The 26,967-nt window shown below is 31.8% G+C and carries 36 protein-coding genes and 1 tRNA gene; 18 read left to right on the forward strand and 19 right to left on the reverse strand.

The window, feature by feature from the left end; genetic code table 11:
* Positions 1-30 precede the first annotated feature (30 nt).
* Both tuf and MFS40622_RS05470 read right to left on the reverse strand, forming a co-directional pair.
* On the reverse strand, positions 31-1,317 hold the full coding sequence (tuf, locus tag MFS40622_RS05465) for a translation elongation factor EF-1 subunit alpha (protein WP_012980684.1): 1,287 nt from the start codon (positions 1,315-1,317) through the stop codon (positions 31-33).
* 204 nt (positions 1,318-1,521) lie between these two features.
* Positions 1,522-2,451: an EF-Tu/IF-2/RF-3 family GTPase gene (locus MFS40622_RS05470; protein WP_012980685.1), complete on the reverse strand. Its 930-nt coding sequence runs from the start codon at positions 2,449-2,451 to the stop codon at positions 1,522-1,524.
* 306 nt (positions 2,452-2,757) lie between these two features.
* Here MFS40622_RS05470 and MFS40622_RS05475 point away from each other — a divergent pair, with 306 nt between their 5' ends.
* The 3 genes from MFS40622_RS05475 to MFS40622_RS05485 all read left to right on the forward strand — a co-directional run bounded on the left by MFS40622_RS05475 (position 2,758) and on the right by MFS40622_RS05485 (position 4,588).
* Positions 2,758-4,062 carry an NCS2 family permease gene (locus MFS40622_RS05475; RefSeq protein WP_012980686.1) on the forward strand — a complete coding sequence of 435 codons (1,305 nt, stop codon included), beginning with the start codon at positions 2,758-2,760 and terminating at the stop codon, positions 4,060-4,062.
* A 62-nt stretch (positions 4,063-4,124) separates the two neighbouring features.
* Entirely contained in the window at positions 4,125-4,430 is a 306-nt protein-coding gene (locus MFS40622_RS05480; protein WP_012980687.1) for a NifB/NifX family molybdenum-iron cluster-binding protein, read from the forward strand.
* Positions 4,431-4,498: 68 nt separating this feature from the next.
* Positions 4,499-4,588, forward strand: a tRNA-Ser gene (locus MFS40622_RS05485).
* A 138-nt stretch (positions 4,589-4,726) separates the two neighbouring features.
* On the opposite strand, the gene MFS40622_RS05490 is transcribed toward MFS40622_RS05485, so the two are convergent.
* From MFS40622_RS05490 to MFS40622_RS05510, 6 genes are read right to left on the reverse strand one after another with little or no spacing between them, the layout of a single operon-like run.
* Positions 4,727-5,707: a tyrosine-type recombinase/integrase gene (locus tag MFS40622_RS05490; protein WP_012980688.1), complete on the reverse strand. Its 981-nt coding sequence runs from the start codon at positions 5,705-5,707 to the stop codon at positions 4,727-4,729.
* On the reverse strand, positions 5,688-5,939 hold the full coding sequence (locus MFS40622_RS05495; protein ID WP_012980689.1) for a DUF2540 domain-containing protein: 252 nt from the start codon (positions 5,937-5,939) through the stop codon (positions 5,688-5,690). The genes MFS40622_RS05490 and MFS40622_RS05495 overlap by 20 nt, the downstream gene beginning before the upstream one ends.
* Positions 5,932-6,273 carry a hypothetical protein gene (locus MFS40622_RS05500; protein WP_012980690.1) on the reverse strand — a complete coding sequence of 114 codons (342 nt, stop codon included), beginning with the start codon at positions 6,271-6,273 and terminating at the stop codon, positions 5,932-5,934. The genes MFS40622_RS05495 and MFS40622_RS05500 overlap by 8 nt, the downstream gene beginning before the upstream one ends.
* Positions 6,274-6,300: 27 nt before the next feature.
* Entirely contained in the window at positions 6,301-6,465 is a 165-nt protein-coding gene (locus MFS40622_RS09585) for a hypothetical protein (RefSeq protein ID WP_012980691.1), read from the reverse strand.
* Between the two features lie 13 nt (positions 6,466-6,478).
* A complete protein-coding gene (locus MFS40622_RS05505) occupies positions 6,479-7,714 on the reverse strand; it encodes a winged helix-turn-helix transcriptional regulator (RefSeq protein WP_012980692.1) in 1,236 nt (411 codons plus the stop codon).
* Positions 7,707-7,895: a DUF2080 family transposase-associated protein gene (locus MFS40622_RS05510; protein ID WP_012980693.1), complete on the reverse strand. Its 189-nt coding sequence runs from the start codon at positions 7,893-7,895 to the stop codon at positions 7,707-7,709. The genes MFS40622_RS05505 and MFS40622_RS05510 overlap by 8 nt, the downstream gene beginning before the upstream one ends.
* Before the next feature lie 179 nt (positions 7,896-8,074).
* On the opposite strand from MFS40622_RS05510, the gene MFS40622_RS05515 reads away from it, so the two are divergent.
* From MFS40622_RS05515 to MFS40622_RS05560, 11 genes are all read left to right on the forward strand, one after another.
* Complete coding sequence (locus MFS40622_RS05515; RefSeq protein WP_012980694.1) at positions 8,075-8,404, forward strand: helix-turn-helix domain-containing protein; 330 nt, start codon at positions 8,075-8,077, stop codon at positions 8,402-8,404.
* A gap of 440 nt (positions 8,405-8,844) precedes the next feature.
* Entirely contained in the window at positions 8,845-10,215 is a 1,371-nt protein-coding gene (locus MFS40622_RS05520) for a restriction endonuclease (RefSeq protein ID WP_012980695.1), read from the forward strand.
* Positions 10,216-10,318: 103 nt separating this feature from the next.
* The gene (locus MFS40622_RS05525) at positions 10,319-10,789 is read left to right on the forward strand and encodes an acylphosphatase (RefSeq protein WP_012980696.1); all 471 of its coding nucleotides are present in this window, start codon (positions 10,319-10,321) and stop codon (positions 10,787-10,789) included.
* Between the two features lie 194 nt (positions 10,790-10,983).
* Complete coding sequence (locus MFS40622_RS05530) at positions 10,984-11,904, forward strand: hypothetical protein (protein WP_012980697.1); 921 nt, start codon at positions 10,984-10,986, stop codon at positions 11,902-11,904.
* A gap of 13 nt (positions 11,905-11,917) precedes the next feature.
* Positions 11,918-12,433, forward strand: a complete 516-nt coding sequence (locus MFS40622_RS05535; protein WP_012980698.1) for a hypothetical protein — start codon at positions 11,918-11,920, stop codon at positions 12,431-12,433.
* Positions 12,434-12,831: 398 nt separating this feature from the next.
* Positions 12,832-13,080 carry a hypothetical protein gene (locus MFS40622_RS05540; RefSeq protein ID WP_012980699.1) on the forward strand — a complete coding sequence of 83 codons (249 nt, stop codon included), beginning with the start codon at positions 12,832-12,834 and terminating at the stop codon, positions 13,078-13,080.
* Between the two features lie 26 nt (positions 13,081-13,106).
* A complete protein-coding gene (locus MFS40622_RS09480) occupies positions 13,107-13,253 on the forward strand; it encodes a hypothetical protein (protein WP_012980700.1) in 147 nt (48 codons plus the stop codon).
* 71 nt (positions 13,254-13,324) lie between these two features.
* The gene (locus tag MFS40622_RS05545; RefSeq protein WP_012980701.1) at positions 13,325-13,651 is read left to right on the forward strand and encodes a hypothetical protein; all 327 of its coding nucleotides are present in this window, start codon (positions 13,325-13,327) and stop codon (positions 13,649-13,651) included.
* Complete coding sequence (locus MFS40622_RS05550; RefSeq protein WP_012980702.1) at positions 13,648-13,923, forward strand: hypothetical protein; 276 nt, start codon at positions 13,648-13,650, stop codon at positions 13,921-13,923. The genes MFS40622_RS05545 and MFS40622_RS05550 overlap by 4 nt, the downstream gene beginning before the upstream one ends.
* A gap of 51 nt (positions 13,924-13,974) precedes the next feature.
* Entirely contained in the window at positions 13,975-14,199 is a 225-nt protein-coding gene (locus tag MFS40622_RS05555; protein ID WP_012980703.1) for a hypothetical protein, read from the forward strand.
* A 21-nt stretch (positions 14,200-14,220) separates the two neighbouring features.
* Positions 14,221-14,637 carry a hypothetical protein gene (locus MFS40622_RS05560; protein ID WP_012980704.1) on the forward strand — a complete coding sequence of 139 codons (417 nt, stop codon included), beginning with the start codon at positions 14,221-14,223 and terminating at the stop codon, positions 14,635-14,637.
* Between the two features lie 218 nt (positions 14,638-14,855).
* Here MFS40622_RS05560 and MFS40622_RS05565 read toward each other — a convergent pair whose 3' ends face one another.
* Entirely contained in the window at positions 14,856-15,077 is a 222-nt protein-coding gene (locus tag MFS40622_RS05565) for a hypothetical protein (protein WP_012980706.1), read from the reverse strand.
* A 445-nt stretch (positions 15,078-15,522) separates the two neighbouring features.
* On the opposite strand from MFS40622_RS05565, the gene MFS40622_RS05570 reads away from it, so the two are divergent.
* A complete protein-coding gene (locus tag MFS40622_RS05570) occupies positions 15,523-16,260 on the forward strand; it encodes a tetratricopeptide repeat protein (RefSeq protein WP_012980707.1) in 738 nt (245 codons plus the stop codon).
* A gap of 551 nt (positions 16,261-16,811) precedes the next feature.
* Here the strand turns inward: MFS40622_RS05570 and MFS40622_RS05575 are convergent.
* The 4 genes from MFS40622_RS05575 to MFS40622_RS05590 all read right to left on the reverse strand — a co-directional run bounded on the left by MFS40622_RS05575 (position 16,812) and on the right by MFS40622_RS05590 (position 20,236).
* Positions 16,812-19,157 carry an RNA polymerase subunit sigma-54 gene (locus tag MFS40622_RS05575; protein ID WP_012980708.1) on the reverse strand — a complete coding sequence of 782 codons (2,346 nt, stop codon included), beginning with the start codon at positions 19,155-19,157 and terminating at the stop codon, positions 16,812-16,814.
* Positions 19,132-19,542 carry a hypothetical protein gene (locus MFS40622_RS05580; protein WP_012980709.1) on the reverse strand — a complete coding sequence of 137 codons (411 nt, stop codon included), beginning with the start codon at positions 19,540-19,542 and terminating at the stop codon, positions 19,132-19,134. Before MFS40622_RS05580 ends, MFS40622_RS05575 begins: the two co-directional genes overlap by 26 nt.
* Positions 19,543-19,653: 111 nt before the next feature.
* On the reverse strand, positions 19,654-20,034 hold the full coding sequence (locus MFS40622_RS05585) for a hypothetical protein (protein WP_012980710.1): 381 nt from the start codon (positions 20,032-20,034) through the stop codon (positions 19,654-19,656).
* 13 nt (positions 20,035-20,047) lie between these two features.
* Positions 20,048-20,236, reverse strand: a complete 189-nt coding sequence (locus MFS40622_RS05590; protein WP_012980711.1) for a DUF2080 family transposase-associated protein — start codon at positions 20,234-20,236, stop codon at positions 20,048-20,050.
* A 157-nt stretch (positions 20,237-20,393) separates the two neighbouring features.
* On the opposite strand from MFS40622_RS05590, the gene MFS40622_RS05595 reads away from it, so the two are divergent.
* The 3 genes from MFS40622_RS05595 to MFS40622_RS05605 all read left to right on the forward strand — a co-directional run bounded on the left by MFS40622_RS05595 (position 20,394) and on the right by MFS40622_RS05605 (position 22,455).
* On the forward strand, positions 20,394-20,741 hold the full coding sequence (locus tag MFS40622_RS05595; protein WP_012980712.1) for a winged helix-turn-helix domain-containing protein: 348 nt from the start codon (positions 20,394-20,396) through the stop codon (positions 20,739-20,741).
* 465 nt (positions 20,742-21,206) lie between these two features.
* Complete coding sequence (locus tag MFS40622_RS05600; RefSeq protein ID WP_048197488.1) at positions 21,207-21,884, forward strand: hypothetical protein; 678 nt, start codon at positions 21,207-21,209, stop codon at positions 21,882-21,884.
* The gene (locus MFS40622_RS05605) at positions 21,850-22,455 is read left to right on the forward strand and encodes a PIN domain-containing protein (protein ID WP_012980714.1); all 606 of its coding nucleotides are present in this window, start codon (positions 21,850-21,852) and stop codon (positions 22,453-22,455) included. The genes MFS40622_RS05600 and MFS40622_RS05605 overlap by 35 nt, the downstream gene beginning before the upstream one ends.
* Positions 22,456-22,672: 217 nt before the next feature.
* Here the strand turns inward: MFS40622_RS05605 and MFS40622_RS05610 are convergent, their stop codons facing one another.
* The 6 genes from MFS40622_RS05610 to MFS40622_RS05635 form a co-directional block, all read right to left on the reverse strand.
* Positions 22,673-23,254 (reverse strand): hypothetical protein, encoded by a 582-nt coding sequence (locus tag MFS40622_RS05610; RefSeq protein ID WP_012980715.1) that lies wholly within the window; start codon positions 23,252-23,254, stop codon positions 22,673-22,675.
* Entirely contained in the window at positions 23,244-23,801 is a 558-nt protein-coding gene (locus tag MFS40622_RS05615; RefSeq protein ID WP_012980716.1) for a tyrosine-type recombinase/integrase, read from the reverse strand. Before MFS40622_RS05615 ends, MFS40622_RS05610 begins: the two co-directional genes overlap by 11 nt.
* A gap of 181 nt (positions 23,802-23,982) precedes the next feature.
* Positions 23,983-24,435, reverse strand: a complete 453-nt coding sequence (locus MFS40622_RS05620) for a hypothetical protein (RefSeq protein WP_012980717.1) — start codon at positions 24,433-24,435, stop codon at positions 23,983-23,985.
* A 1-nt stretch (position 24,436) separates the two neighbouring features.
* Positions 24,437-24,778 (reverse strand): DUF5102 domain-containing protein, encoded by a 342-nt coding sequence (locus MFS40622_RS05625; RefSeq protein WP_232217803.1) that lies wholly within the window; start codon positions 24,776-24,778, stop codon positions 24,437-24,439.
* On the reverse strand, positions 24,762-25,553 hold the full coding sequence (locus tag MFS40622_RS05630; RefSeq protein WP_012980719.1) for a hypothetical protein: 792 nt from the start codon (positions 25,551-25,553) through the stop codon (positions 24,762-24,764). Before MFS40622_RS05630 ends, MFS40622_RS05625 begins: the two co-directional genes overlap by 17 nt.
* Before the next feature lie 9 nt (positions 25,554-25,562).
* Positions 25,563-26,906: a hypothetical protein gene (locus MFS40622_RS05635; protein ID WP_012980720.1), complete on the reverse strand. Its 1,344-nt coding sequence runs from the start codon at positions 26,904-26,906 to the stop codon at positions 25,563-25,565.
* Positions 26,907-26,967 lie beyond the last annotated feature (61 nt).

The following is a 26,967-nucleotide window of genomic DNA, read 5'->3' on the forward strand; positions in this document are numbered from 1 at the left end:
AAAATTAATTAAAAGGGAAGTTTAGAGAATTTACTTGTTCTTAGCTTTGACATCGATTGCCATACCAGCAGCGATTGTCATACCCATATCTCTGATAGCGAATCTTCCTAATTGTGGAATTTCTCTAACGTTTTCAATGACCATTGGTTTTGTTGGTTTGATTTTGACTATAGCAGCATCACCAGTCTTTAAGAACTGTGGATTCTCCTCAATGACTTGCCCTGTTCTTGGGTCTAATTTCTTCAACAACTCAATGAATGTACATGCAACCTGTGCTGTGTGTGCGTGGAAGACTGGTGTGTAACCAACTGTAATTGCTGTTGGGTGCTGTAAGACAACGATTTGTGCAGTGAATTCTTCAGCAACTGTTGGTGGGTTGTCTGGGTGTCCACAAACGTCTCCTCTCTTAATGTCTTTCTTACTGACTCCTCTAACGTTGAATCCAATGTTATCTCCAGGTTCTGCTTGTGGGATTTGTTCGTGGTGCATCTCGATTGACTTAACTTCTCCGCTAACTCCTGCTGGTTCAAAGACAACTTTGTCTCCTGGTCTTAAGATACCTGTTTCGACTCTTCCAACAGGAACTGTACCAACCCCTGTAATTGAGTAAACATCTTGGATTGGGATTCTTAATGGTAAGTTTGTTGGTTTTTCTGGTGGTTGGAACTTGTCTAAAGCTTCAACTAATGTTGGTCCTTTGTACCATGGCATGTTTTCTGATCTTTTAACAACGTTGTCTCCTTTCAATGAAGCTGTTGGGATGAAGTCAATTTGGTCTGGGTTGTAACCTAAGACTTTTAATAATTGGTCTGATAATAATTTCTTCATTTTTTCGTATTCTTCTTGGCTGTAGTTGACTGTATCCATCTTGTTGATTGCAACAGCGATTTGCTTAATACCTAATGTTCTTGCTAAGAACATGTGCTCTCTTGTTTGTGGCTGAATTCCTGTCTTAGCGTCGTTAACATCAACAACTAAGACAGCAGCATCTGCCTGTGAAGCTCCTGTAATCATGTTTTTAATGAAGTCTCTGTGTCCTGGACAGTCGACGATTGTAATTTCATATTTTTGGGTTTCGAATTTCTTGTGAGCTACGTCGATTGTAACTCCTCTTTCTCTTTCTTCTTTCAAGTTGTCCATGACATAAGCAAACTCGAATCCTGCTTTACCTCTCTCTTGAGCTTCTCTTCTTAACTTCTCTAATAACTGTGGGTCGATAGCTCCACTGTCGTATAACAATCTACCGACTGTTGTTGATTTACCTGCATCGACGTGTCCAATGAATGCTACGTTTAATACTGGTTTTTGCTTTGCCATAATCCATCACCAATCTCTCTTCTTTTTTAATTTTTATTATATCGCCTAAAATGGTGTTAAGTTTTCACTTAACAAAGTAGGAATATAAGAATACAGAATTTGTGGTGATATAACTATTAAATAGGAGGTATATAAATCTTTTGGTTATGTGAAGATTTTGCAATTAACCCTATATTATATAAAATTGTAGTATAAATAAATAGTTTATTCCAATTTTCCAACACCCAATATCCTAATCTTTGCACTACCGTCAACTAAACATAATTTATCTCCAACATCGTAAGCTATTTCCTTTTGCAGTGAAAGCCTTATCTTATTGTTATTTACTTCCTCAACAATACAAGAAACACTTTGCAGACCAACAATTATTTGGTAGTTTTCTCCTTCTTTTACAGTTTTTTGCATGAATGGATTCCAATTAATGTTAAGTTCAATTTCTTTAGTAACTTTTAACTCTCCATTTGACAGTATCATTCCTCTATCCAACTCATCTGTAGTTATTCCTTTTAGAGCTAACCCCACTCTATTTCCAGCCTTTGCTTCTTTGAAATCATTATCATGTATTTGGATACTTCTGACCATTGCCGTTTTATCTGTTGGATAAACCCTCAGATTATCATGAACCTTCACAATTCCAGTTTCAACCTTTCCCAGTATAACAGTTCCTACGCTCCTAACTGTGAAGTAATGGTCTATTGGAATTTTAACAAAGCTATTATAATCCCTATCTACATTCAAATTAATCATCTTCTCTCTAATGTTTATAAAATCTCTCTCCAAGATTTCAAAGTCCTTCATTGATGTTTGGGATATGATATTTTTTAGCATGTCTAAATCAACATATTCTCCTAAAACAAAAGCTCCTCTATTTATTTCAAACATATCCAATGCTAAAAGAGTTTCTCCCAATTCACCTGTAATCTCATCAATAAAAACTAAAGCGTAATCCATCATGTTTATTGCATATATTAAAGGATTTATTCTATCCGGATATCTTGTTGGCTCAACATAGCAAACTGCCTTATTTCCCTGTTTGTAATTATATAAAGTTATATCTGTTGATGTCCCTTTTTTCCCCAACTCTTTTCCAACTCCTTCAATATGCCCAAATAATCCTACTGTTAAACCTTCCATTTAATCACCATTAATAGCAATTTTTAGTAGCCCAATTATATAGTGTTTTTCAAAACTTATAAAATTAATAAAGAAATATTTTGAACACCTTCTTAAAAGAAGGTGTTCATCAGTGACTTAAGTTATACTTACACTAATTACTAAAGTATTTTTGAAAAACATTAATTTTTCCTAAAAATATTGACCATTTAAGAACTAGATTATAATTCTTTATTTCACATTAATGTTTATAAAATACGTTGATTATAGATACAACATATTATTATTCTATTATCAAATATAGTAAATACATTTGGAGGGGTGGTTATGAAATTTGTTGAAAGATACTTTGAATTTGAGAAGTATGGAACTAATCTAAAGGTAGAGACTCTTGCAGGAATAACAACATTTATGACAATGGCATATATAATCTTTGTTAATCCACAAATTTTAAGTGCTACAGGAATGGATTTTGGGGCTGTCATGGTAGCTACTTGTATCGCTTCAGCAATTGCCACATTAATTATGGGTTTATATGCAAGATATCCATTTGCTTTAGCTCCAGGGATGGGGCTTAACGCTTACTTCACTTATGGTGTTTGTTTAGGTATGGGTATTGATTGGAGAGTTGCGTTAGGTGCTGTTTTTATCTCTGGAGTGTTGTTTATAATATTAACGTTAACAAAAATAAGGACATGGATTTTTAATGTTATCCCAAATGCTATAAAGTATGGAACTGCTGTTGGTATTGGACTATTTATTGCATTTATTGGATTAAAAACTGCGGGTATTGTTGTTGAGAGTAAAGCTACACTGGTTACATTAGGGAATTTAATGGAACCATCTACACTATTGGCATTGTTTGGGATATTTTTGACATCAATCTTAGTTAGTAGGAATGTTATTGGCTCTATCTTAATTGGAATTATAGTAACTTCACTTATAGGAATGATTTTGGGCATTTCCCCATTCCCAGAGGGAATATTCTCAATGCCCCCATCAATTGAGCCAACATTCTTAAAATTAGATATAATGGGGGCTTTAAACTTAGGACTTTTGACAATTGTCTTAGCATTCTTCTTTGTTGATATGTTCGATACATTAGGGACTTTAAGTGCTTTAGCTTCTCAGGCTGGCTATTTAGATAAAGATGGAAAACTGCCAAGAGTTGAAAAGGCATTAATGGCTGATGCTACTGGAACTGTTGTTGGCTCATTGTTTGGGACTTCAACTGTAACCACATATATAGAATCTGCAAGTGGTATAGCACTTGGAGGGAGAACAGGTTTTGTCTCAGTAGTTGTAGCAGTGCTGTTTTTATTATCATTATTCTTCTATCCAGTAGTTAAAGCAATTCCTCCCTATGCAACAGCAGCAGCCCTTGTCATTGTAGGGGCTTTAATGATGAAATCAATAAAATATATTGACTTTGATGACTACACAGAAGCAATTCCTGCATTTATAACTCTATTAACAATTCCTTTGACATACAGTATAGCCACTGGGCTTGCTTTAGGATTTATAACCTATCCAATCTTGAAGGTATTCACTGGAAGATGGAAAGAAGTGCACTGGCTTGTTTATGTTTTAGCAGCAATATTCGCCCTAAGGTTCATATATCTCTCAGGGTAAAGTATTTAAATAACCTTAGATTTATTTTCTCTTTCCACTTTATTGATTTTAGAGTTGAGATTATGAAAGTAGCTATTTCAATGGATGTTGATAAGATTAGCAATAGTTTTGAAAATTGTAAGTATTTCTTAATCGTTAGAATAGAAGATAACGAAGTTAAGAGCACAAAAGTTATTTTCAATGATGAAAATGGAAGAAAATCTATTGTAAAAGAAAAAGTCAATGCAATTATATGTAAAAGCATAAATGAGGAGAATTATAAAAAGTTTGGTAAAAAGATAGAGGTTTATCATGCTGAAGGAGATGATGTCGATAAAAACATCTCTTTATTTATTGAAGGGAAATTGACCAAAATAACTAATCCATAATTTCTCCTAAGAATATTACCGTAAAATTTATATACTAAATCATTATATTTTTTATATGCCTGTTTTGTGCAGGGGTAGCCAAGCCAGGACTACGGCGCTGGACTTGAGATCCAGTGGGGCTTTGCCCCGCCTGGGTTCAAATCCCAGCCCCTGCGCCATCTATTTTAGTGTTAAAAACTATCCTAAGAAGGTTAAAAAATACTCCTTTAGTAGCCATTTTTCAACTGGATTAAACCAGTGGAATAACAAAGTCCATTATGGTAATATATTCAACTGGACTAACTATTTTCAAAAAATCACAACAACTTTTTTATCGTCTTCAACATCTTCAAAGCCCTCTCCTTAGAGTGGGAGTAATAAAGCGTTGTATCCAAACTCCTATGACCAAGATACTCTTTTACAATATCTATCGGAACACCTTTATCCAATAAATCTACAGCCCTCCCGTGCCTAAGAGAATGCAATACAATTCTCTTATTTTTAGGTATCTTTCCTTCCTTCTTAAGCTCATCAACAGCTCTTTTAAACACTTTATATATTGTATCCTTACTAACCCTCTCCCCCTTAGGAGTTTGAAATATATAATCATCAGAGTTCTGCCTTGGATTAAACTGCACATACCATCTCAAAGCCTCTAACGTATCAGAAGAACAAACAACAACCCTTTCCTCATGAGTCTTAGTATTTGTAATCCTAAAAGTCCCCTCATCAAAGTCACAATCTTTATACTTTAAATTTAATACCTCACTAATCCTCGCACCAGTATCCCACAACAACCTAACAATCAAACAATTCCTAATACTCATCCTTGAATTCGACTCCATCATTTTCTCCAAGATTAAGTTTAAAGCATTAGCATCAATGGCATCATAATGCTTAACCTCAAACTTGGAGAATCTCCTCCTTTCCTTTGATTCTTCTGCAAACTCTCTAAAATTGTTCAACCTCATTAACCTATAAAACACTTTAAGCAACTTGAAATACTTATCCTGAGAGCTCCTACTAACCTTCCTCTCTTTTTCTAAATAGTTAAAGAACCTCACAAAATCGGCATTAGTCATTGTCTCTGGTGTTTTATTCAACCTATTATAAACAAAATCTAAAAACACTCTCAACCTTAAAATATCACTCCGTATAGTGCTTTCTTTTATTCCATCGAATTCCCTTTCCTCCCTAAACCTATCAACCCACTTTTTAATTTCAGGAGATTCCTCAACCTTCTCCCTCTTTGGTTTCACCAACAAAAGATTTTTAAAATTAAGCCCGTTCCCCTTCATCCTCATTCACCAAAACATAGTTTAACAATAAACCAGTAGCCTTACCAAACCTCTCCACAATCTCTTTTTCTTTGTCAGTAAGAACAATCCTCTTCTTATACCTCTTCTTAACCTCAATAGCTTTCTTTAACCTCTCAGCATCAATGATTTTAATCCCCTCAAGCTTATGCAAAATATACCTAAGCTCCCTACTATCTATATTTTTGCACAAACAAAATGTGGCTTTAGTCATGGGAATCACCATCTACCAACTTCAACTTCTTAACAAGAACCCTCTCTACAATATCCAACCTCCCCAAATACCCGACAATTACATCAAACTCTGGATTTTCCCTACAAAACTTCCTAACCTTATCCAAATAAGCAACAAATAACTTCCTAAACAAAGCATCAACAGAATCTTTAATACAAAACGTCAACTCATAAATCTCCTTATCATTATAAACTGCCCAAATTGTAATATAATCATCGAAACTCCAACCATAATCCCTATAAATATTCGTATCTGCTTCCTTCATTATAAATTCAGCCTCTATAGGATTAATCTCCCTACCCTTAACGCCCATAAGCATCCCCATCTATGAGAATCCCTCCTAAAAGCTTCGATATGCAGGGCAACAGCTGAAACCGTCCCCATTCTTAAATTTTACATCTCTATAGCCACAATCTGGACAATATATAACATACGCCTCCAGTTCTTCGTCATAATATCCTTCCAGCTCTCCACCACACCATGGACATTCACCACATTCTGACATGCTACCACCCCCATCACATCACAGCAACGTTATGCACTACGCCATTACTGTCAATGTAGTAGCTTTGAGCCTCACTCCTAACCCTAACCTTTGATTTATCCCTTCTCTTTTCCCTTCCATCAATTACCCTCGTCCATGTAGAGAGAATTTCCATAACAAAATTATAGGCCTCTTCAACTGCGTCCATTGACTTTGATAGAGAGAAAGCAAACTTTAAAATCTCGTGAGCATTCCTCATCAACTGCATGTCTTGGGAAGCTCTAAACCACATCTCAGGGTCTTCTTGTAATGCTTTAAGATTTACAGCATTGATTGGTTTTTTTAGAAATCTCTCATACTTTCTTTCTATTTTCCACTGTTCAGCTGACAAACTCTCAACCGTCTGCTCCCTATTCAAACCATAAAGCCCTAAAATCTCATGATACTTCATATCCTCAATTTTTGCCTTTGCCAACTCTTCATCGTTGTTAAAGAATAATAAATTCTTCATCTCGCTGTGAAACCTATCACAAACTTCAGTTGGTGGTTCAACTAATTTGAAATTAGAAACATCGAAAACAACTGGCTTATACCCAGAGATGTATTTATACTCTAAAACTCTGATAGGGAGGAATCTAAAAATCAAATCAGATGGGGCCATTTTGCTCAATGGAACTATAGCATAACTATCAAAAGTTGCTGGATTCTCTTTACCCCAACTGTGCCTATACTGCTGTTCTATAATCCTAATGTGTTCCCTAAGATTAACAACGTCTTTTAATTGCTTTCTGTGTAGGTCATATTCAATAAATACCTCATCATTTGGGAAGATTGACTTTATACAGCATGTTTTTCCTATACCTTGAGAGCCAAAAATTAACAACCTTAAGTTTGTAAATTTAGCAATTGCTAAGGCAGTTATCACCAAATCATAATTGCCAATGCTCCAGTTATTGGCTCTTAAGTGGGAGCTAATAGTATCTCTTAAATGAGTTAAAGATTTGATTTTGGAAAGGTCTAACTTAACAACTTTAGAGTTTTCAGAGTGAGTAGATGGTTGAGTTGGAGTTATAGGGATGATGATTGTGTGATTACCTTGTTTTTCTATTTTGATGTAGCCAAGTTTTTGGAGTTTGTTTAAAGAGTTTGTTAAAGAACCACTTTTAACATCTAAACTTTCAATAATTTCCTGTCTGGTAGTTTCTCCATTTTCTAAGATAAAATCAAGAATTTTCTTATCAGTTTCATTAAGTTTTATTTTATTATTCATTTTCACCACCACTTATTTCTTCATCTTCTTCTAAAATTACTAAAACAGCTTTTTTGCCAACATACTCAGCAGGTATTGAAGGATAAAATCTCGCAGAATTTCCCTGTTCTTTTATTTTTCCAAATATTGCTGGGAATATCATCCTCGCTTTAGTCCATCCCTTTTTCTTTATCTCTGGCATGCTATCACTGTTCGAACATCTTTTTACGAACAGTATTATAATTATAGCTGTATAAATATTTTTCGGTCGAACAAAAAAATAGTTTCGAATATTTAGAAGTGCCTATATTCTTTTTATAAAACAAACTCTAAAAATATGATTAGTCACAAAATGGAAAGTAAGAACAAAATGGTGACAATATGGAAGGACTCATAAAGCTATTGGCAAAAAAACACGTAAAAGAAATACTCCAATATTTAGACACTTACGGCGAGGTTCATTTTGGACAACTCCACAAAGATTTAGGAATTCACAAAGGAACATTAGGAAATGTTTTAGAAGAGTTAGTAGATGCAGGACTCCTCAATAAGAGAAGAGAAGACACAGGGACATTATTACCAAGAACATACTACTCACTAACGGACTTTGGCAGGAAAGTATTGATACTCATGAGAGCTATAAACATGTTAGGAACTAATCCAAATATTGAAGTATATCAAAAAGATAATAAAATAATAGTAGCAATTTAGATAAAACTCTTTGCAAACTTTTGCAAATCCAAAAATAAGCCCAAATTGTTGAGATTCAAAACATCCAAAAAATTGCGTTTTGGCAATTTACAGAATAAAAAAGGAAGAAAATTTAAAAAGACAAGTATATATCTCTATGCAAAGGATTTGCAACAAAATCCGTTAGTTTGCAACAAAATTATCGGATTTGCAACGTTTGCAAAATATATAATATAATATAGATATACAATATAGATATACTTTCTATAAATGTTTCTTTTATTTTTTACTTTATTATATATTTATTTAGTATTTAGCTTTGCAAACGTTGCAAATCGTTGCATTTCTTTGCATCTCGTTGCATTTCTTTGCATCTTTTTGCAAAACTGTATATTTCTAATATCTCACAAAAATAAGCCATACTCATTGAGTTTAATAACTTTTTAGGTTAGGGGGAGAACATGGATAAAGCAAAAAGAGGGAGGTATTTTGATTTAGATGTGTTGAACGGTTATGAGTTTGAAGAATTTGTTGCCCGATTGTTGAGATTAATGGGATATGAAGATGTCCAAGTAACTCAAAGAACGGGGGATAAAGGTAAAGATATTATTGCCTATTCTAATCATGGGAAGCCATTCAGATATAAAGTTATCGTTGAATGCAAACACACTAAGAGTGTTGGAAGGCCAGTAATTCAAAAGCTTCAAGGAGCTTTGTTGCATGAGTTGGGAGAGGACAAGTATATAAAAGGTATTGTAGTAACTTCTGGAAAATTTACCAAAGAGGCTATAGAATATACTGAAGAGATTAATAAAAAGCATGGTAGTTGGATGGAGATTGAATTAATTGATGGTAAAAAATTGTATGAACTGTGTAAAAAGCATGGGATTAAGATTGTTAGTGGGAATATTCAAGTAGTTTCAGACATCACCTTTAAACATTTGCCAAAAGAGGAAGTTAAAAAGAGAACTATTAATGAATTAGGGTTTATCAAAGGAATTGAGAAAACTACCTATCAAGTAAAGACGTGGAAGTCTTATTACCCCTATTATTGTGTAAGGTATTCTGTTCACTCCCAAGTCTGCACCAAGGTTGGTTGTATTTATGAGGTTAATGTTGATGATGAATTATTATTTGTGGATGGGGTTACTGGGAAAGTATTGGATAACTTACCACATGGCTTTTTTAGATTTTCTCCTGAGAATATGACTAAAATTCCTGAAGAGGAGAAGAATTTAATTAGACCTTTTAATTTTTCTGTTGATGAGCTTGAACAAAAGGTTATTGACTCTATAATCAATAAATACACTAAAGAGGTTGTTTATAGGGGTAAAAATAATGTTGAATATAGGAAGGTTTGCTCTCCAAAGAAAAAAGATATTTTAATTAAGGAGTCTTATCCAATATATCTGCCTCAATATACTAACAGCATTAAAATTCAGGAGACTAATTATAATCAAAGTATCGTGGCTAATGAGAGGGATATATTTAAGATTAGTGATGATTTGGCTTTTTGTAAGGTTTGTGGTAGGGCAGTTCCTATTGGAGAAAGGTATGTTTGTCCAGTGTGTGGTAGGATTTTAGGAGCTTGCCATGTGATTTTTGATTATTTGGATGAAACTCCAGTGTGTCCAGACCATGCAATTCCAAGAAAGTTATATTTAAAAACAATATACTTTGCCTCTAAGGAAAATCTTGAAAAGTTTAATAACATGTGGGCTACAATGTCTTTATGGGAGAGGATTACTACTGATTCAACTTTAATGAAAGTTCTTATAGTGGTTGGAATTATTACGGTGTTTTATTTGATTAAAATCTTGGGAGGAGGATAAGATGATGGAAAAGGTGAGCAATACTTAAGCAAAGAAACAGACCCAGAGTTTTGGGTTTCATTAGCCCGTAGAAAAGATTAATATTTAATCTTTGGTGATTCCTATGGCAACTACTTATGAGCTAATTATCTATGGGAAGGTTCAGCATGTTGGATTTAGAGATAGAATTGAGAATATAGGTAGAGGTTTAGGCATTAGTGGAGTTGTTTATAATTACAAAGATGGAACTGTAAGAATTTTGGCTAATTTTGATGATGAGGAAATTAAGGAGCTGTTTAAAAAGAGTATTAAAGCTTTGAGTAAGAAGGATAAACTTATTGAAATTGAAAGAATTGAAGAAAGAGAGCTAAATACCTACATTGAGTTTCCAGAGGGGATTAATAGAATTTCAGCAGATGATTTAATTGAGTTGAATAAAAAGCTTGATGAGGGGGTTAAATACATTAAGTTGATATTTGGAGAGTTGGAGGGGCATACTAAAATCTTAGAGAAGATTGACAGTAAATTAGATAAATTGAATAGTATAGATGAGAAGTTAGATAAGATTATAAAGTTGCTGGAGCAAAAACTCTAAAAACTCTAAGCCCTCTCCTTGTCTTTTTCTATTTTGTTGCTTCTATGAGATGCTACAATAGATATATCTAAAATTATAAATATAGCGAAACATTTTAATATTAGTTAAATTATACTAAACATTGAAAGTGATAAATCTTTTATGTTTTTTATATTTGAGGGTTACTGTTATTTTTGTTATTTGGGAGGGGGATTATGGACAAAGACATTCTTTTAGCAGTGTTTTGTGATGTTGTTAATGAGGTTTTTGGTGAGGATGTTAAATATGTCAAAAAGAAAACACGATATATGAAATTGTTTATCCTAACAATGGACAGATTAGGGGAGAGAGTTGGTTATGATGAAATACCAATTGCCTATGGTTGGTATAAATTTGGAATTTTTAGTTTTGAAGCTCATGAGATGTTTAGTAGGGATATTTATTATATCGACCCTATAGCTCCACATCTAAAAATCCCTCAAGAATTTGAGAATATCCAAAAAACTATAAAACATATCGTTAAAAATTTGGCAGGTAAGTTTAAAATGACATGGGATGATTTTGATAAATTCATTCATGAAGAATTGCCTGATGGAGAAGTCAAAGAATTTTACAGAACCGTTAAAAAGGTAAATGATGCTTTTGATTTATTAATATCCGATAAAATAACATTGTCATCTATTTTCAATCTTGGGACTTCAAAAGTCGATGCATTGAGGGAAGCGATTGAGCATTTAGAAAATTCTATTAAATTTAAGTATATGGTAGAGGATAGGGAGGAGGCATTGTATTATTATACCGATTCTTTAATGTTATTTTTAGATAATTATAGAGATAATGCTACTTGTAAAGAGATATTAAAAGATATGAGGCAGATATTTGAAGATGACGTTTTAAGCATTATATCTCCATATCCTGAAACATTGAGAGGCAATGAAGAGAAGAAGGGAGTAGAGTTAGAAAGATGTCTTGAAGTCATTAATAACAAAATAGAAATGCTATATAATAAGATTGATACTATTGAAAATAGATATATGGAATACTTCCCAACTTATGATGATTTAGTTGATGATATCAGAAAAATAGAGATTAGTGAGGAGTTGAATTCAAAAATTTTGGAAATATTGCACAAGTGAGTGAGGGGATAGTGTGGATTTGTTTTTGGATACTTGTGTTATTATATCCTACCATATACCATGTCATCCCCATAATAAAATAGTTTCGGATTTTTATAGCAACAATCATATAAACTCTCAAACAACTTGTCAGAGGGTTGAAAGAGAAGTTAATAAAAAGTTGAGAGAGATTTTAGAAGAGTTTAAGAACTCAGGTGAGCTTTCTGATACTGATATAAGGAAGATTAGGCATGCAGTTAAGAAGTTTCTTAGAAATATTTTTATAGATGACTTTAGTAAATTAGATGATTTTTTATTTGATGATTTAATCATGTTTATTGGAAATACCATACCTAACTCTTCTGATAGAATAATATTTGCTAATGCCGTACTTTGGTGCTGGCGTTATAACCCAGACCATCCAGTTTTCCTAACACTTGATAAAAATGATTATCATGATATTCCAAATATCGAAAATTCCGTGGATAATTGGATATCTGCCAATAAAATTAACATAAATAAACGGCTAAATATATGTATATTGCTCTAATTATTATTACTTAAGGGGCTTACTCTCCTTTTTCTTTCTGTTATATCTATTTTCTCTTTTTAGTTAATGTCATTAACTTTTTTAATATCACATATTAACTTTTTTAGAGAGAAAGGTTTTTATATGGTTATAATTATAATACTGTTCGTAAAAAGATGTTCGAACATAATTTTAATAACAAACTTTATCACATGACCACCCAAGTATATGATGGGTAGGTTCAAAACCTACCCTGATTGGGTGGGATGTAAGCCCGGTATTACTGCTTTCAGTGGGCCTTCAGGTGTTGGTATTACTGCCCCCACTCCCTCCCACTAATATGATTTTTTAATTAATATAAAAGACAGGGCGGGATGAAGCCCACTATTTCTTTAAATCTAAAAATGGAGGGGATGGTAATGGATTCTTGGGAGTATATTAAGAAAAGAGATGAGATGATGGGTAAGCTGCATGAGAGCTACAATATGTTGATGAAGGTTGCAGGTATTGAGAGTGAGACTGCTAAGATTATTGACAAGTTTAAGAAAGAGATTGATAAAATTGATTTGAGAAGAATGAAAGGAGAGATAACCGTTGAAGAGGCTTATAAACAATTAGTAGAGATTGAGAAAAAGATTGTTGAGGAGATTCCAGAGTTCTGGAATTAGACCAGGGGCAGGAATGGTGGGATAGGATGGATATTGATAAGTGGTTTTTTGAAAGAATGATTGAAAAGAATCCTTTTGCGGCTGCATTGTTTGCAATTGAGAGATGTAATGAAAATGAGCAGAAAAAACTGAAGCAGATATTCAAGAAGAAAATTAAGAAGATGTATAAATAGCTAGGCGGGGGGGCTTAAGCCCTGCCACCAGTTTTTTTCTTTTCTTAAAACTACTTTTGGAGGTGGATAATATGTGGATTAGGACTTCTTCTGGTAAAGGATTATTCAATCCAGATGCTGGAGTTATGATTTCTGCAAGATGTAGCATGTTGAAGGATAAAGAGAAGATAGCTGTAATTTCAGTTTCTGCAGAGGGTCTCCATACGGAAGATGTCTATGGATTTGGTCTTGGAAAATTTGAAGTTAGAGTAAAAGGAGATAGGGTAGATGACATGTGGAAAGATGCAGAGGGTATCTGTAAGAAGGTAATTTCTGTATTGTGGGAGTTTTTGAAAGAAGGGAAAGATTTTGACATGGAAGATGTTTTTAAAATGGTTTTAAAGGAGGTGAGAGCGTGAGGTTCTTGGTGGTTAAAACAAGACACGCAGTTAGGAGGATTAATGTTGATAGGATTATTAACATTCAGTCTTTTGATAATAAGGTTAAGATTCTTTATGATATTGGTGGGGAGTGTCATAGTGTGGAGTTAGAGGTTAAGGGCTCTGCTGAGCATGTTGCTGATTATATTATGAACATGATTTTGAGTGATATAAAGTTGATTGATTTAAGAGACATGGAAAGGCTTGAGTTTAAAAAGGCTTCAGAGTTGGCTGGGAAAATTCCTGCATAGGGCTTTTTTTATTTTAAATCTTTTTTGGATAAAAACTTTTTGGTGGTGTTTATGGCTTGGGATTTTGAGTTTGGTTATTCAATCTTGACGTTACATAAAAAAGAAAGTGGGAAGTCGTTAGAAGTTAAGATTTTTGACATTGGGGATGTTGAGAATATACGTATTAGAGAGACTACTTGGGGAAGGTTGGGCACTTCACAAAATGAAGTTAGATTAACATTCGAAGATTTAGAGTATATTTATGAAAAAGCTAAGGCGTTTTTAAAGAAAAATTAAAACTCTTTTTTGGTGATTTTTATGGGAAATATAAGGATTGAGACAAAGCTTAAAGATTTGGAGGGGCTTGGAGATTGGATGCTCAGTAGGAAATATAGTTATGGCTATGTAAGGAATACAATTAAATGGCTTAAGGAGATTTATAATATTTTTGGTAGTTTGGAAGTGTCTGAAGAGGATATTAATATAATTGATGATGTTTTAAAGAGGAAGAGAATGAAAACTGCTTTAAGGAGGTATAAGGAGTTTTTAGATTCAAAATCAATTGTAAGAAAAAGTGCTATTAAAAGTGGGAAATCTGTAAGGATTCCTCTAAAAGAGCTGTTTTATATTAACAATCAAGGTTTAAACATTAATTACGATGTTCTGAAAAAATTAGGTGTAAGTGAGGCAATATTTATGGAAAAGTTAAGAAAGGGAGATTTTAGAGTAGTGTAATTAAAGGTTGTGCTTCATTATACCACAACTACTTAAACTTTATAATGTATAGTGTATAATGTATAATTTAGTATAAAAAATGGAGTTGGTTATTATGGACAACCAAACTTTGTTTATGATTATGGGGTTGGCATCTTTGGGATTAATTGTTTTATTGTCATTAGCTTTGTATGTTTGGTATTTTAAATTGGGGGTGGTAAAAAAGCGTTAGAAACTAACTAAAGCTTCTTATAAATGTCATATAACACAGCACAGAACAGCCAAACTGTTATTAATATTGCTACAATATCTCCTATAAATAGCACTATTCCGATATTTGGTGGGATTTCTCCAGATGCAGTATTTAGAACAACATATAGCATAAATAAAAACTCATATCCAACGAATACTGTTCCAGCGTTTGCTATTTTGTCAAATAAGAGTTTTCGTTTTTCATCCATAATTCCCAACCTTTTGTCTTATATTCTCAAATGTATTTAAATATACTATTCTAAGCTTTTTTATTTTTGTACTGGGGTTTTAACTGTTTTAAAATTGTTGAAGTTTTGTTTTGGTTTGTTGGTTTTGGCTTTTCTCTCTGCTTATTGGTTTTTCCGTAATAACATATAAATCTAACGGAACAATTTTCCCTTATATAATTTAAATAGGTGCGATAATTCTTTAAAATTGTATATAAATGCAGGAGTCTCTTTATTTAATTAAATAATGTAATATAGAAATATTTATATTAATTACAAACATGCCAATTCCTGATGTGCTGGCTATATTTAGTTATTTTTATTTTGAGTTTGGATTTGTAGATTTGAATTAATGAATTTACAGAGGGAAAAATTTAAAGAAGAAAATAAGTAAATGATATTTTTATAAAAGTGGGAGGTGCTGGCATTGAGAATTTTGGGGTTAGTAGCATTTATACTTTGCTTAGTTGTTAGTATAGTTGGATGTGTCTCAGAGCAATCTAATTCAAAACAACAACCTGAATGGTATAAATATTACAATATGGGTGTTCAGAAATATAACAGCCAAGAATATGAATCAGCCATTGCATGTTTTAAAAAAGTAATCTTAGATAATCCAAACTGTGATATGGCTTATTGGTATATTGGTAAATGTTATCTTGAGCTTAAAGATTACAATATGGCAAAAGAGTATTTTAAAAAAGCTACAGAAACCAGGCCAGAAGAAGGTTGGTATTGGTATTGGCTTGGAGTAGCAAACTATCTTACTGAGTCCCATAGCGGTGTTAATGAATGGGGTGTTAAATATGTTAGACCAGAATCAAAAGAGACAGATAGGTATTTCAAAACAGCAGTTCAATTTAGCCCAAATGATTCAAAACTGATAAAGAGCATAGCAGAATTCTATGAAGATACATGGAATGATGATAAAGCTATAGAATATTATGAGAAATATCTAAGCCTATGCCCAAATGATACAAAAGTAGCACAAAAAGTCATTAGTTATTATTTTGACCACATGGATTATCAAAAAGCTTTGTATTATCTAGAACTTATTAATAAATACCATCCACATGAAGCTTATGAACAAAGTATTAGAAATCTTAAGCAGGGAAAACATATAATTGTATTTCCTGATGGTAGTTCAAGGGCTCACTATGATTAATTAATTAAAGAAACCTTATTATCTCTTTTAGAAACTCATAGTAACCACATGTCATTTGATGACAAAATCGATGACAACTAATTTATTCTATTTTTGTTTGAATCTTTTTTTATTTTGAAGATAATTAAAAAAATAACCATATAATCTCATTGTCATTGGGTTATCAACACATATTACAAATATTTTAAAATTTTCTCAATTTTAAACCTGTTTTGAAAATCAATGACACTAATGACACCCAACCCCGCCAAATTTTTTCATCGGCTAAAAAATTTTTATGTTAATTAGGGTTGTCATTAGTGTCATTGGAAAATCTAAAAGTCATTAGAATTGAGATTATATTAAGATACGCAATAATATTTCTTATCACCCCAATGACATTATATTATTTGTCTGTTTTATAATAAAATAAAAACAAATAAGTAAAATTCGGCCAAAATCTGAAAAATCTCATCAATGACAAAACGATGACATAATGTCATTGGTGTCATTGAATTGTCATCGGTAAAATAGTGATGCCTTCAATGTAAAAATAACAAATTAGAAAAGAGTTATTCTAAAATTTTGTATGTTTGGAATCTTACTTCTTGTATATCTCCTAACTTTTTCAATTTGTCAATTATTTCTTCTAATTTTTCATCACATAATCCTGCCTTTTCTTTTAATTCATCAAATCCAATCTCTCCACTTTCTTTTATAATATTTAAAACTTTTTCTTCTAAAGTTTTTCCACTTTCAGCAGTCATGTCATTAAGTTCTATAAAGAATGCTCTGCAAGTTATACCATGGATTGTCGTTCTTTTATATTCAAACTCAATGCCATTCTGCCTTAAATAGCTCTCAATATCTCTCTTATTATCTAAATCGGGTAGTTCTTTGATTTTATTTGTTAGGTTTTTAAACCCTCTAACTGAGAGTATTATATAATATTTATTGTCTTTTTGATATATTGAATATCCTTTAGATGCGAGTAGTGATTTTATCACATTTCTTTCAGTAACCATGTCTAACATGTCTGTATCACATTCTATCCCTAATGTTCTTGCTATATGTATTGCATCTTCAATTATTGCTCCTTTTATTAATTCTAATAAGCTTATGTCTCCAAATCCCAATACTTCTTTTTCACTTTCTTCAAACCTTTTAATAAGGTTGTCATAATCTATATTTAATTCAATATTATATTTCTTACAAATTGTTTTCCAGAGTTCAAGACCTGTAAGCAGTAATTTATATTTTTCCCTCACGGTAAATTGTTTATAAATTTCCTTAATTTCTTTTTCAGAGAATGATATTATTTCATCAAGCAGTATTTTAATCAAATCATCCCTGTATATGTCCAACACTTCATAAGCTTCATTAATGTCTTTGTCTGTTATTTCATCAAGCTCTTTTATGACTTTTAAAAATATTGCCCTCCTTAGAAGCCCCTTTAAGTCTTCAAGCCCTTTTGTTTTGAATTTTGGCTGGGGATTTGATGTTGCTAAAAACATGACATTTGCAATATATTTTTTGTTATGGCTGATTCTGTGCAAGTATCCATAATTAGTAGCTGAATACTTTAAATCTTGGGTTAATTGTGCTGAATAATCAATTTTTTCATCAAAATAAACTAATCCACATCTAAACCCAGAAATTTTTTGCATTAATTGATGGCTTGTAGTTTGAGAACTTGAAGGATTTACATAGCTAAGCAACATAGCAATACTTGTCTTTCCTACGCCACTATCCCCCCAGATGAAGACGGGAGAAACAATTTTTGGTTTTATAATATGTATTAAATGACTTGCAATGAATGCTCCTATGATTGTTAAGTTATGTGTTTTATTAAACAATGCAAGATATTTTATTAAATCCTCTCTAATTAAATTATCAATGTTTTTTGATAATATTCTATCTAAATGTTCTAAATTTTCACAAAATACGGTATCAGGAGTTTTATATCTTTTTGGGATAATTAAGCGTCCATTACGAGAAATTATGGCAAAACCTTCAGTTTTTATACAATCTTTAGCCTTTTGAGAGATTAAGTATTTTAAGACATTTTTTAATTCCATATATAGTTCTTTGTATTTCTTACACAGGTTAATAACTGGAGAACTTAGTAATTGACCTATATCATTGATGTCTATGATTTCAACATATTTTTCTTCACTACCTTGTAATTTCCATCCAGCTACATAAAATACTGTTTTGTCTTCTATTGGGTCATAAATCTTTTCACACTTGTCTAAATGGAACACTGGAATATTTTCTTCAGCAGTTATAACTTGTCCATCTTTTTCTACGGTTTTTATTGCATGTAAATAAACAAGATTATTGTCATCAATTTTTAGATGATAATTAATTGTCATTTTTGGAGTTTCAATCTCAATAAGTCTCCAAGTATTTACATCCCCATATAGATTGTCTCTAAACTTTATTACAATTGGAACATCTTCAAATTTACTTATTCCATGTAATTTTGTATCTTTCAGTAGTGATAATATTGAGTCTACAAAAAATTCTTCAAAACTTTTCTTAATAGTTTTTCCTTCTTTTCTGGCTTTTTCTATAGCTTGGTTGTAGTCCCACTCATGAACTTTTATTAGAGTTTCCAAATCTATTAAACCATACCATTTGGACTCTTCATCGAAATCAATAAATACCTGATATTTGGTAAAGAAATGTTGTTCTATAATCTCTGGGAAATAGAAATCTAAACTTTGGTAATACTTTTTAATGTTATCTTCAGAAGCCAATACTACTTTATAATGAAGTTTTAGAGTTCCCATAGAAGGAATAACTTCAACTAAATCTTTTATTGTCTCTGCATGTTTTTCTCTTAGTTCGTTAAAAAATTTTTTAAATATTGGATTTTTCAGGAGCTCTCTAATATTGTGAATTACTTCTGACATAGGCTTTCTCCTCTTTAATTTTTTTAGCTACCTCAAGAACAATTCTCATTTTTTGTTCCTCTGTGAGTTTTGAAACTTCTAAAAAGAAATCATATAGGTCTGATGTCATCATATTTGGCGTTTCAGAGTTTAGTATTAAGAAGGCGTTGTATGTGAGGTCGTTTAAATGGTCGAGAGTGTTTTCCAAGTAATTTTTATAAGCCTCAAATGGATCCTGATATTTGATAAAATAAATAACTGGAATAGCTTTTGTAGGCATAGTTTTGTATTTTAATATATATTCGTATAAGAGTAATATTTCTCTATTCAAATTCTTTGTATTAATGGCAACGAAAGTTTTTAATATGGCATATATCATAAAATATGTTAGCGGGTTGAATTGCATATTGGCATCACCTCTAAATATGCAAAGGTTGGGTAATTTTCTTTTTTATTGAATAACTAAATCCATAGATTTAGATTAAACACTAAAAAGAACAAAATAAATTGGCGAAATTTATCGCCTAATAACATTCAACTTTAACTCTTTCAAATACTGCCTTACTTCATCCTCTAAACTGTTAAACAAATTATCAATAATCTTAATTAATAATCTACCAGCTGGATTTTGTGTATTAGTATCAATTTCACAAATACTTTCTCCATTTTTTGATACAGTGTAGAATTCTTTATTTATTTTCCAAATTTCGTATAAATTACCATTATTCTGGATTTTAATAAACATTCCATCTTTATCAAATATATCAAAATCTACAACGATACCTTTATTAATTTCCTCAACCAATTCTTTAACTGCCCCTAAGGATTCGATTGTCTGGACGTCTATAACTAATGAGAGAGCTACTTTCTTTTGTGGTATGGTAACGCCTATTTGCATATATATCCACCTTTTAATCTTTTTGAATCTCAAGAGTTTCTTTGTCATTATCAAGAACTGTAATTAAAAGTTTCTTTCCACAATATTCTGGTGGTAATGCTGGAGAAATCATTGTTGAATTGCCTACTGGCTTTGCTACAGCTACAAAAGTTAAATATGCGTTTCGTGGCTTTTTCCAGTGTTCTTTTTTTACTTTAATCATAGTTCCACCGTTAGGTAATATTAGGTATGTTCGAAATTTTACGAACATTACTATAATTAAGGAACTATATAAACTTTTCGGTAAAATTGTAATATTCATATTTATATGGTAAATTCTAAAAAATTGTAAAAAAACAAAAATGTTTGGAAGTGGTATAATGTTACTAAAACTGTTATCAAAAAAGAGGGTTAAAGAGATTTTAACATTACTCGATAAACACGGAGAAATGTATTTTGCACAGATTAATGAGCATATTCCTATCAGTAAAAGCACATTAAGTGCTATTTTAAGTGAGCTTGTTTTGGCTGGATTGCTTGAAAAGAGGGAAGGTAGTGATAAACAAAAATTACCCAAAACCTATTATAAACTCACAGATTTTGGAAAAACTGCATTAATATTATATGAGATTGAAGAAAAGCTTGAAAAAATGAGAAAAATACCAGATGTTAAACTTGAGTATAAGATAGTCTCTAAAATGAGTGAAAATTGTGAAGATTTTAAATAATAAAATAGATAAAAAGTAAAAATAATCACTATCTTTATGGAAAAGTTAAGAAAGGGAGAGTTTAGAGTAGTGTAAAGTCAGGTTGGGCGTTAGGTTTTTTATTTTTTATTTTGAGTTTGAATTTGTAGATTTGGATTTTAAATTATATGCAAGCTTGTAAGATTATTTTTGTTATCTCGTGGAAATTTTTTTATTTTTAATTTAAAGCTTTTTAAAAACTTATTTTTTGATTTTAAGAGATAAATCAGTTTAAAATATTCTGTATTAAATGTTTCGGTAATCGAAAACTATTTAACATATTATGTAATTATACATTACATAAATGTAATTCTGATACGATAACAGTATTACTTTTTAATGTTGAGTAGGATTAATTCGGCACTTGATAGATATAACAGTTTTTTACTACTGTTTGGTATATTAATAGGTATGTTTGTAAGCTTTATGATTTTATTGGTGAGGGGGATGATTGCCACAACAAATGAGGAAATTATACAAAGTAATATAGATGAATTCGGAAGACTTACATTATACCCATTAAGACCAATGATAGGAGCTGAAAATGAAATAATCAAAATGAGGAGAAAACAGTTTTTGAGATTATTGGAAAAAATAAAAAATTGGGATGATGAAAAAAAATTTAAGCTTTTAGATATATTAACTAACATAGTATCAGTTCCTTATTTTTCAATTGATGAGTATATGAAATGGGTAGACACGATAGAAAAAAAGATAAGTGAGTTAGATGAATATAAAGAACTCAAAATGTTAAAAGATTTAGAAAAACTAATTGATTACAGACAATTAAAGAAAATTAGAGAGGAAGCTATGGAGAAACTTAAAAATGATTTAGAAAAATTTATGAATAATATTTGCTTAAATATTGAAAAATTGGAAAATCAAGAAAAAATTGAGGAATTAGTTGTCTTAGGTTCAATGGTGCAACATCTAATTGACTTAATTGAGCAAAATTATGAAAAGAATATGGAAATAATAAGCATATTTGTCCTTAGAATTATCGCTTACTTGATGGGTAAAATAGATTTAGATTCTCTACAACTTGATTTAATGAAACTAAGTCATGAAATCCCAAAAGTATATGTAGGTGATGATTATATCACCGAATGCTTTATCAAGCCATAATACTTTAAATTGCTCAGTTGATACGAATATTCTTATTGCAATATATAATGAAGAAGATAGATTGCATCAAGATGCTTTAAAATTAATAAATCATGTTAATAATAATCTATATATTGGATTTGCTGTGCTTGATGAGACTGTTATAACATTTGGAAGAAAGATACGAGAAATTATGGGAAAAATTATATCATTTTATAGCAAACTAAACTTAAAAATTCCAAAAGAAAAAATCATTGATGAAGAAGAAAAATTACTATCGCAATTAAACTCTGAGAATCCGAGAAATGAGAATTTTCATAAATTCATCATTAAAAAGGCCAGAGAAATCAGAGGAAAATGTTCTTCCAATATGGAAATTATTCGTGAGTTACTTAGATTACACAAAGAACTTAATGATGCAAATCATATATTGTGTGTTATTACCAATAGAATTTTAAAAATAAACAATAACATTAATTTTTGCTTATATACTTTTGAATACATTAACAGTTATAAGGAAAAAATTAAAGAAATTCTTGATGTAATTGATGATATCAAGTTTAAAGATGATAATGATAAAAAATATTTGTAGAATTGGTTGTTTGCTACCCTACTCAATTTGAGTTACCATTGCTCTTTGTTACTGACGATAGAGAATTCATAAAAAAAGCACATAGAGCTATAGAGAAATTAAAATCGAAATATGGAAATGGATATTTTAATGATTTAAAACTTAAAAGATTACCTAATTTATTATCAGAACTAAATTAAATTTTGAAGTTTTATTATGTTTGGCTAATTTTTCATAGTCAAGCATCATCCCCCTCATCCTCCTCTTCATCTTCTATGTATATTATATTCTCATGTCTATATTCTATTATTTTTCTTAGAGCTTCATTGGCTTTCTCTATGTTATTGCTCTTTATATATGCTTCCAGTTCTGCGAATAGTGCTTTTGCATAATTATCATACCAGCCTTCTTCTATTGCTAATTCTTTAAATTTCCATATATCGTTCCACAACCTTTCATATAGAGTTTCATCTTTAATTTTAGCCAGTTCTTCTCCAACATTGTCCCAAATAGTGCTTTTTGGTATTCTTAAAATTTCTGAGATTTCAAGAATTGTTTTTCCATTTTTATATAGTTCTAAAATTTTCTTCTTTAGGTCATCATTTACTTTCTTTGGTCTTCCTCTTCTGTCTCTAATTTCAATATCTATTCCACAAATGAGTAATCTTTTAATCCCATTGGGATTTTTCTTTAACATTAGTTCATAGTGGGATTTTGGAATTACAACTTTCTTTATTTTTGGATTTTTAATAATTTCATCAATTATTTTATTGTTAATGTATTTGGGGCTGTAGTAAATTTCGTCGGGATTATAAATCATAATAATCCCCAATTTTTCTCAGTTCTGCTTTTAGGTCTTCAACTGTGATGTTTAAGTATTTCATTGTTGTGTTTATGGATTTATGCCTTAGATACTTACTGACCTTTTCTAATGGGACTCCATCATTAAGTAGATGTAATGCTCTGGTCCTTCTAAATGTGTGGGTTGATAGTTCTTTGTTAATTCCTGCCTTTTTTGTATAGTATTTTACGAGTTCCCATGCATATTTTCTATTTTTGAAATTAAATAGTCTATCATCATCTTTCAATCTTTTTTCTCTAATGTGTTGTCTAATGTCTTCAATTAGCCATGTTGGGATTACACACACTTGAAATGATTCCGTTTTGGTGTCCCAGAGTTTGGCTACTTGTTCATCCAAGTTTATGTCTTTAACTCTTAGGTTTAGAAGTTCTGAGACTCTTAGTGCCATCCCGTATAGCATTTTAAAGAATAGTTTGTGTTCTGGGTTTTCTATGGTGTTGATGAATTTTTTTAGTTCTTCTTTGGTTAGCCAGTCTTTGCAGTAGTGTCTTTTTTGTTTTGTCATGTGAGCCACCATAATGCAAGATTTATTCCGAAAATTTTAACCTGACAAAAGAGACAAAATGTCAGTGTCTAAAAAACACTAACTCAAAGTAACCTTATGGGGATATGATTACCTTGCAGAGATGGTAAAAAAATAGAGAATTAAAATCACATTAAAAACAGTAATAGCAATTATTATATAATCAGCCCAATTGGGAGTTTTCTCTAACTCTTTTAATTTTTCCTCTGATTTTTTCAACTTCTTCATCAACGTATTTTAGCAGTTCTAAGATATTTTCTGATGTTTGTATATCTTCAAGGGCTTTTTCTCTCTGTTTTTTAACAATATCTTCTAAAGTTTGTGGGCTTTGTCCAAGCATCCTTAATAATCTTTTTAGGATGTATTCTAATTCTAACACTCTCCCCATGTGGTAGTCAATTAGAATTTCTGCACTTTCTACTCCCCCTGCATGAAGCAACCTGTTTAGGGCTAAGTAATAAGCATGCTTCTCAAACTCTTCTTTTAAGTCCTCCACTAAAAATGATATATCTTCTACCAACCTTTTGTATTTCATTTCAAAATCTGGCTGAACTTGCATTTCTGGGATTTGAGCATACTCTTGCCTATTTCTTTTTAAGATGCTTAAAAATCCCATTTTACTCACCTCCAAGTTTTAATTTTATAAGTTCATCAAGTAATTCCAAATCTCTCCCAATTTCTCCAGCCAATAGCTTAATCCTGTCCTGATAAGTTATATTGTGTATTATCTCCAGCCGTTTTACAATCCTAATCATTATTTTCTTATAAAGAGTGTTAAAATCTAAGATTGGCTGTTCATCTTCTGTAGGTTTTTTAGGGCTGGCAGTTTTATCTTCTGATTTGGTAGTGTTAGTTGGAGGGCTCTCTTCATCATCTTCAAAATTTGGAAAATTGTCTTCATCCTCACTAACCATTGGAACATCTTCAAAACCTTCAAAATCTTCATTCTCGTTCATCATCATACCCACCTAAGGATTTTAAAAACCTATCAAAAGAGAAACTCATGTCAAATCCTGCAAACTCTTTGGTTTTAGACGTCTTTTTCTTCTTATCACTCATTGTTTCTTTTCCAATGTATGCCCTCATTGTTGGGTTCAAATTAAGTGCAGAGTCGGTAACATTTGGAAGCTCATAGCCAATCTTTTCAAGTGCGTTCCTATACATTTCTGCCTCTTGTAGTGCAAGGAAGTATGCCATTCTTTCTTTTGGGTCTTCTCCCAGAGGTATGGCTATCTCAGTGTAACTATTGACTATGAAAAAACTGTGTGCGTATATGGTGATTAGCTCTTCTGAAATGTCTATACAAGATTCTGGAACATGCACTGCCCTATATTGCTCTTTTTTACCAGTGATAATTGATTTTAGTGTGGTTATAAGCTCATCAAGCCAGTCATAATATCTTTTCCTGTATAGAATGACATACATTTCATTTGGTTGGGGTATTATTGCAATAGGGTAACCGAAGATTTTTTCTCCCCTTCCAGAGTTCCAGATAATTGCTTTTTGATGGGCTTTATATGGAGCTAATGCATTTAGTGCAATACTCTCTTTTTCTTTCTCAATTTGCTTCTTTTTCAATAATTTAATAGGATTTGACAATCTTTTTTTATCATGTGGATTACTCTCGGACTTAGTTTCAGTAGAAAGATTTTCTGGTTCTGTTTTAATTTCTTGAAGTAAAGATTGGTTTTGTGTAGTAGTATAGTTGGTCTTAAATTTTCCAAAGAGTCCCATTTCCTCCACCTATAAGGATTGTGGATGCCTATAGGCAATTCTCTCACAAAATTGTTTATCGTAAATAAAATAGCCACGGAATTTGTTTTTCTGCTTAATTTTTAGGTATTCGTCTATAGAGTTGCACTCTTCCATCATAATGTCATCAATGTCAAGGTTTGGAACCATGTTTGCCAGTAGCTTGGCATCATCTAACCTTACTATTTTTCCAACAATGGCCACATGCATGGCACCGTCAATCAATATTTTATCCAGCCCTGTCAAGAATTGGGTAGCTCCAAACAAGTTTATTCCCAGCGACCTCCCCTCTCTGTATATTTTAGTAATTGCTGCTTTACCGTGAGAGTTTGTTATGAAGTTTTGAATTTCATCAATGAAGAAAAAGACTGGGATTTTATACTTGAATGCTACTTTTATCGCCCAATCAACAATCATTTTAAAAATGAGGTTCTCTTCTTCATGTGTTAAATCAGAGTTCTGAGAAAAGTCTATAATATTGATTCTTTTGGGAGTTATGTGTTTGAAAAAGTTTTCATCTGGAGAAAATAGCTTATCCTTTTTCAACCTGTCCATTGTTTCTTCTATCCTCATGTATGTCCTTGATGGGCTTTCTGGGTTTTTCTCATGTTTTAATGCAATTTCTAAAACTTTATCAGGGTCTCTAATGCCTTCAATATCCCATATTCTTTTTAATCTTTCCCCATGTAGTGTTCCAGTTCCAACATTTGTTAGGTTTTCCAAAAATGCATAGTTTATACTGCTGTATTTTATCTTTGCATCTACAACTTCAGTTTTCCAGCCGTTATCTGCTTTTATGTGGTTTAAAGGCCTTCTTGGCCTAAATACAAATCTGGTAACTGGGTATGCTTTGGGTTCTAATCCAAAGTATCCTAATATGGAATTGGCTCCAGACCATCTTGTGTATTTTCCTAAAACATTTGGCATTCCCATTGCAAAATCTCCAGGACTTCCATAAAAGTGAGGATATTTTTTCATTTGTTGGACATACCATTCGATATATTTCCATGTCTTTTCTCCGTATTTTTTCATGCATTCTGCTCTGGAATATTTTTGGGTTTCAATATAATAAATTTCTTTTATTTTTTCAGCTTTTGAAACGTCAATTTTTCTTTCAAAAACAAAGATTAGTGGATAAATTCCCTTCTCAGTGTATGCTGTCCATATTGCCTCTACCATTCCTCTCATAACAGTTGTTTTTCCAAATCCCGAACCTCCAATGAATAATGTATGGTTTGCTTCTTCTGTTTTTAGTGGAAGGGTTCTTATTGTTCTATCCCCATATTTTCTCCAGCCTAATGCCCTACCTCTGCCAAGATATATTTGCACTTCCATAAGCATCCCTATTTAATAGTTGAAAAATAGTATTTCTGTTTATATTGCATATTTTCAAAAA

Origin of the sequence: Methanocaldococcus sp. FS406-22 (genome assembly GCF_000025525.1) — an archaeon.
Classification (GTDB): domain Archaea; phylum AGJL01; class Methanococci; order Methanococcales; family Methanocaldococcaceae; genus Methanocaldococcus.

Coding starts and splice junctions, on each gene's coding strand:
- MFS40622_RS05615 (WP_012980716.1), bottom strand. CDS start 23,801: ATGACAAAACAAAAAAGACACTACTGCAAAGACTGGCTAACCAAAGAA.
- MFS40622_RS05495 (WP_012980689.1), bottom strand. CDS start 5,939: ATGACTAAAGCCACATTTTGTTTGTGCAAAAATATAGATAGTAGGGAG.
- MFS40622_RS05470 (WP_012980685.1), bottom strand. CDS start 2,451: ATGGAAGGTTTAACAGTAGGATTATTTGGGCATATTGAAGGAGTTGGA.
- MFS40622_RS05555 (WP_012980703.1), top strand. CDS start 13,975: ATGGCTTGGGATTTTGAGTTTGGTTATTCAATCTTGACGTTACATAAA.
- MFS40622_RS05575 (WP_012980708.1), bottom strand. CDS start 19,157: ATGTCAGAAGTAATTCACAATATTAGAGAGCTCCTGAAAAATCCAATA.
- MFS40622_RS05590 (WP_012980711.1), bottom strand. CDS start 20,236: ATGATTAAAGTAAAAAAAGAACACTGGAAAAAGCCACGAAACGCATAT.
- MFS40622_RS05530 (WP_012980697.1), top strand. CDS start 10,984: ATGGACAAAGACATTCTTTTAGCAGTGTTTTGTGATGTTGTTAATGAG.
- MFS40622_RS05580 (WP_012980709.1), bottom strand. CDS start 19,542: ATGCAATTCAACCCGCTAACATATTTTATGATATATGCCATATTAAAA.
- MFS40622_RS05610 (WP_012980715.1), bottom strand. CDS start 23,254: ATGATTTATAATCCCGACGAAATTTACTACAGCCCCAAATACATTAAC.
- MFS40622_RS05620 (WP_012980717.1), bottom strand. CDS start 24,435: ATGGGATTTTTAAGCATCTTAAAAAGAAATAGGCAAGAGTATGCTCAA.
- MFS40622_RS05500 (WP_012980690.1), bottom strand. CDS start 6,273: ATGGGCGTTAAGGGTAGGGAGATTAATCCTATAGAGGCTGAATTTATA.
- MFS40622_RS05600 (WP_048197488.1), top strand. CDS start 21,207: ATGATTGCCACAACAAATGAGGAAATTATACAAAGTAATATAGATGAA.
- MFS40622_RS05605 (WP_012980714.1), top strand. CDS start 21,850: ATGATTATATCACCGAATGCTTTATCAAGCCATAATACTTTAAATTGC.
- MFS40622_RS05525 (WP_012980696.1), top strand. CDS start 10,319: ATGGCAACTACTTATGAGCTAATTATCTATGGGAAGGTTCAGCATGTT.
- MFS40622_RS09585 (WP_012980691.1), bottom strand. CDS start 6,465: ATGTCAGAATGTGGTGAATGTCCATGGTGTGGTGGAGAGCTGGAAGGA.
- MFS40622_RS05475 (WP_012980686.1), top strand. CDS start 2,758: ATGAAATTTGTTGAAAGATACTTTGAATTTGAGAAGTATGGAACTAAT.
- MFS40622_RS05630 (WP_012980719.1), bottom strand. CDS start 25,553: ATGGGACTCTTTGGAAAATTTAAGACCAACTATACTACTACACAAAAC.
- MFS40622_RS05560 (WP_012980704.1), top strand. CDS start 14,221: ATGGGAAATATAAGGATTGAGACAAAGCTTAAAGATTTGGAGGGGCTT.
- MFS40622_RS05510 (WP_012980693.1), bottom strand. CDS start 7,895: ATGCCAGAGATAAAGAAAAAGGGATGGACTAAAGCGAGGATGATATTC.
- MFS40622_RS05635 (WP_012980720.1), bottom strand. CDS start 26,906: ATGGAAGTGCAAATATATCTTGGCAGAGGTAGGGCATTAGGCTGGAGA.
- MFS40622_RS05545 (WP_012980701.1), top strand. CDS start 13,325: ATGTGGATTAGGACTTCTTCTGGTAAAGGATTATTCAATCCAGATGCT.
- MFS40622_RS05515 (WP_012980694.1), top strand. CDS start 8,075: ATGGAAGGACTCATAAAGCTATTGGCAAAAAAACACGTAAAAGAAATA.
- MFS40622_RS05595 (WP_012980712.1), top strand. CDS start 20,394: ATGTTACTAAAACTGTTATCAAAAAAGAGGGTTAAAGAGATTTTAACA.
- MFS40622_RS05625 (WP_232217803.1), bottom strand. CDS start 24,778: ATGATGAACGAGAATGAAGATTTTGAAGGTTTTGAAGATGTTCCAATG.
- MFS40622_RS05565 (WP_012980706.1), bottom strand. CDS start 15,077: ATGGATGAAAAACGAAAACTCTTATTTGACAAAATAGCAAACGCTGGA.
- MFS40622_RS05540 (WP_012980699.1), top strand. CDS start 12,832: ATGGATTCTTGGGAGTATATTAAGAAAAGAGATGAGATGATGGGTAAG.
- MFS40622_RS05480 (WP_012980687.1), top strand. CDS start 4,125: ATGAAAGTAGCTATTTCAATGGATGTTGATAAGATTAGCAATAGTTTT.
- MFS40622_RS05585 (WP_012980710.1), bottom strand. CDS start 20,034: ATGCAAATAGGCGTTACCATACCACAAAAGAAAGTAGCTCTCTCATTA.
- MFS40622_RS05505 (WP_012980692.1), bottom strand. CDS start 7,714: ATGAATAATAAAATAAAACTTAATGAAACTGATAAGAAAATTCTTGAT.
- MFS40622_RS09480 (WP_012980700.1), top strand. CDS start 13,107: ATGGATATTGATAAGTGGTTTTTTGAAAGAATGATTGAAAAGAATCCT.
- MFS40622_RS05520 (WP_012980695.1), top strand. CDS start 8,845: ATGGATAAAGCAAAAAGAGGGAGGTATTTTGATTTAGATGTGTTGAAC.
- MFS40622_RS05490 (WP_012980688.1), bottom strand. CDS start 5,707: ATGAAGGGGAACGGGCTTAATTTTAAAAATCTTTTGTTGGTGAAACCA.
- tuf (WP_012980684.1), bottom strand. CDS start 1,317: ATGGCAAAGCAAAAACCAGTATTAAACGTAGCATTCATTGGACACGTC.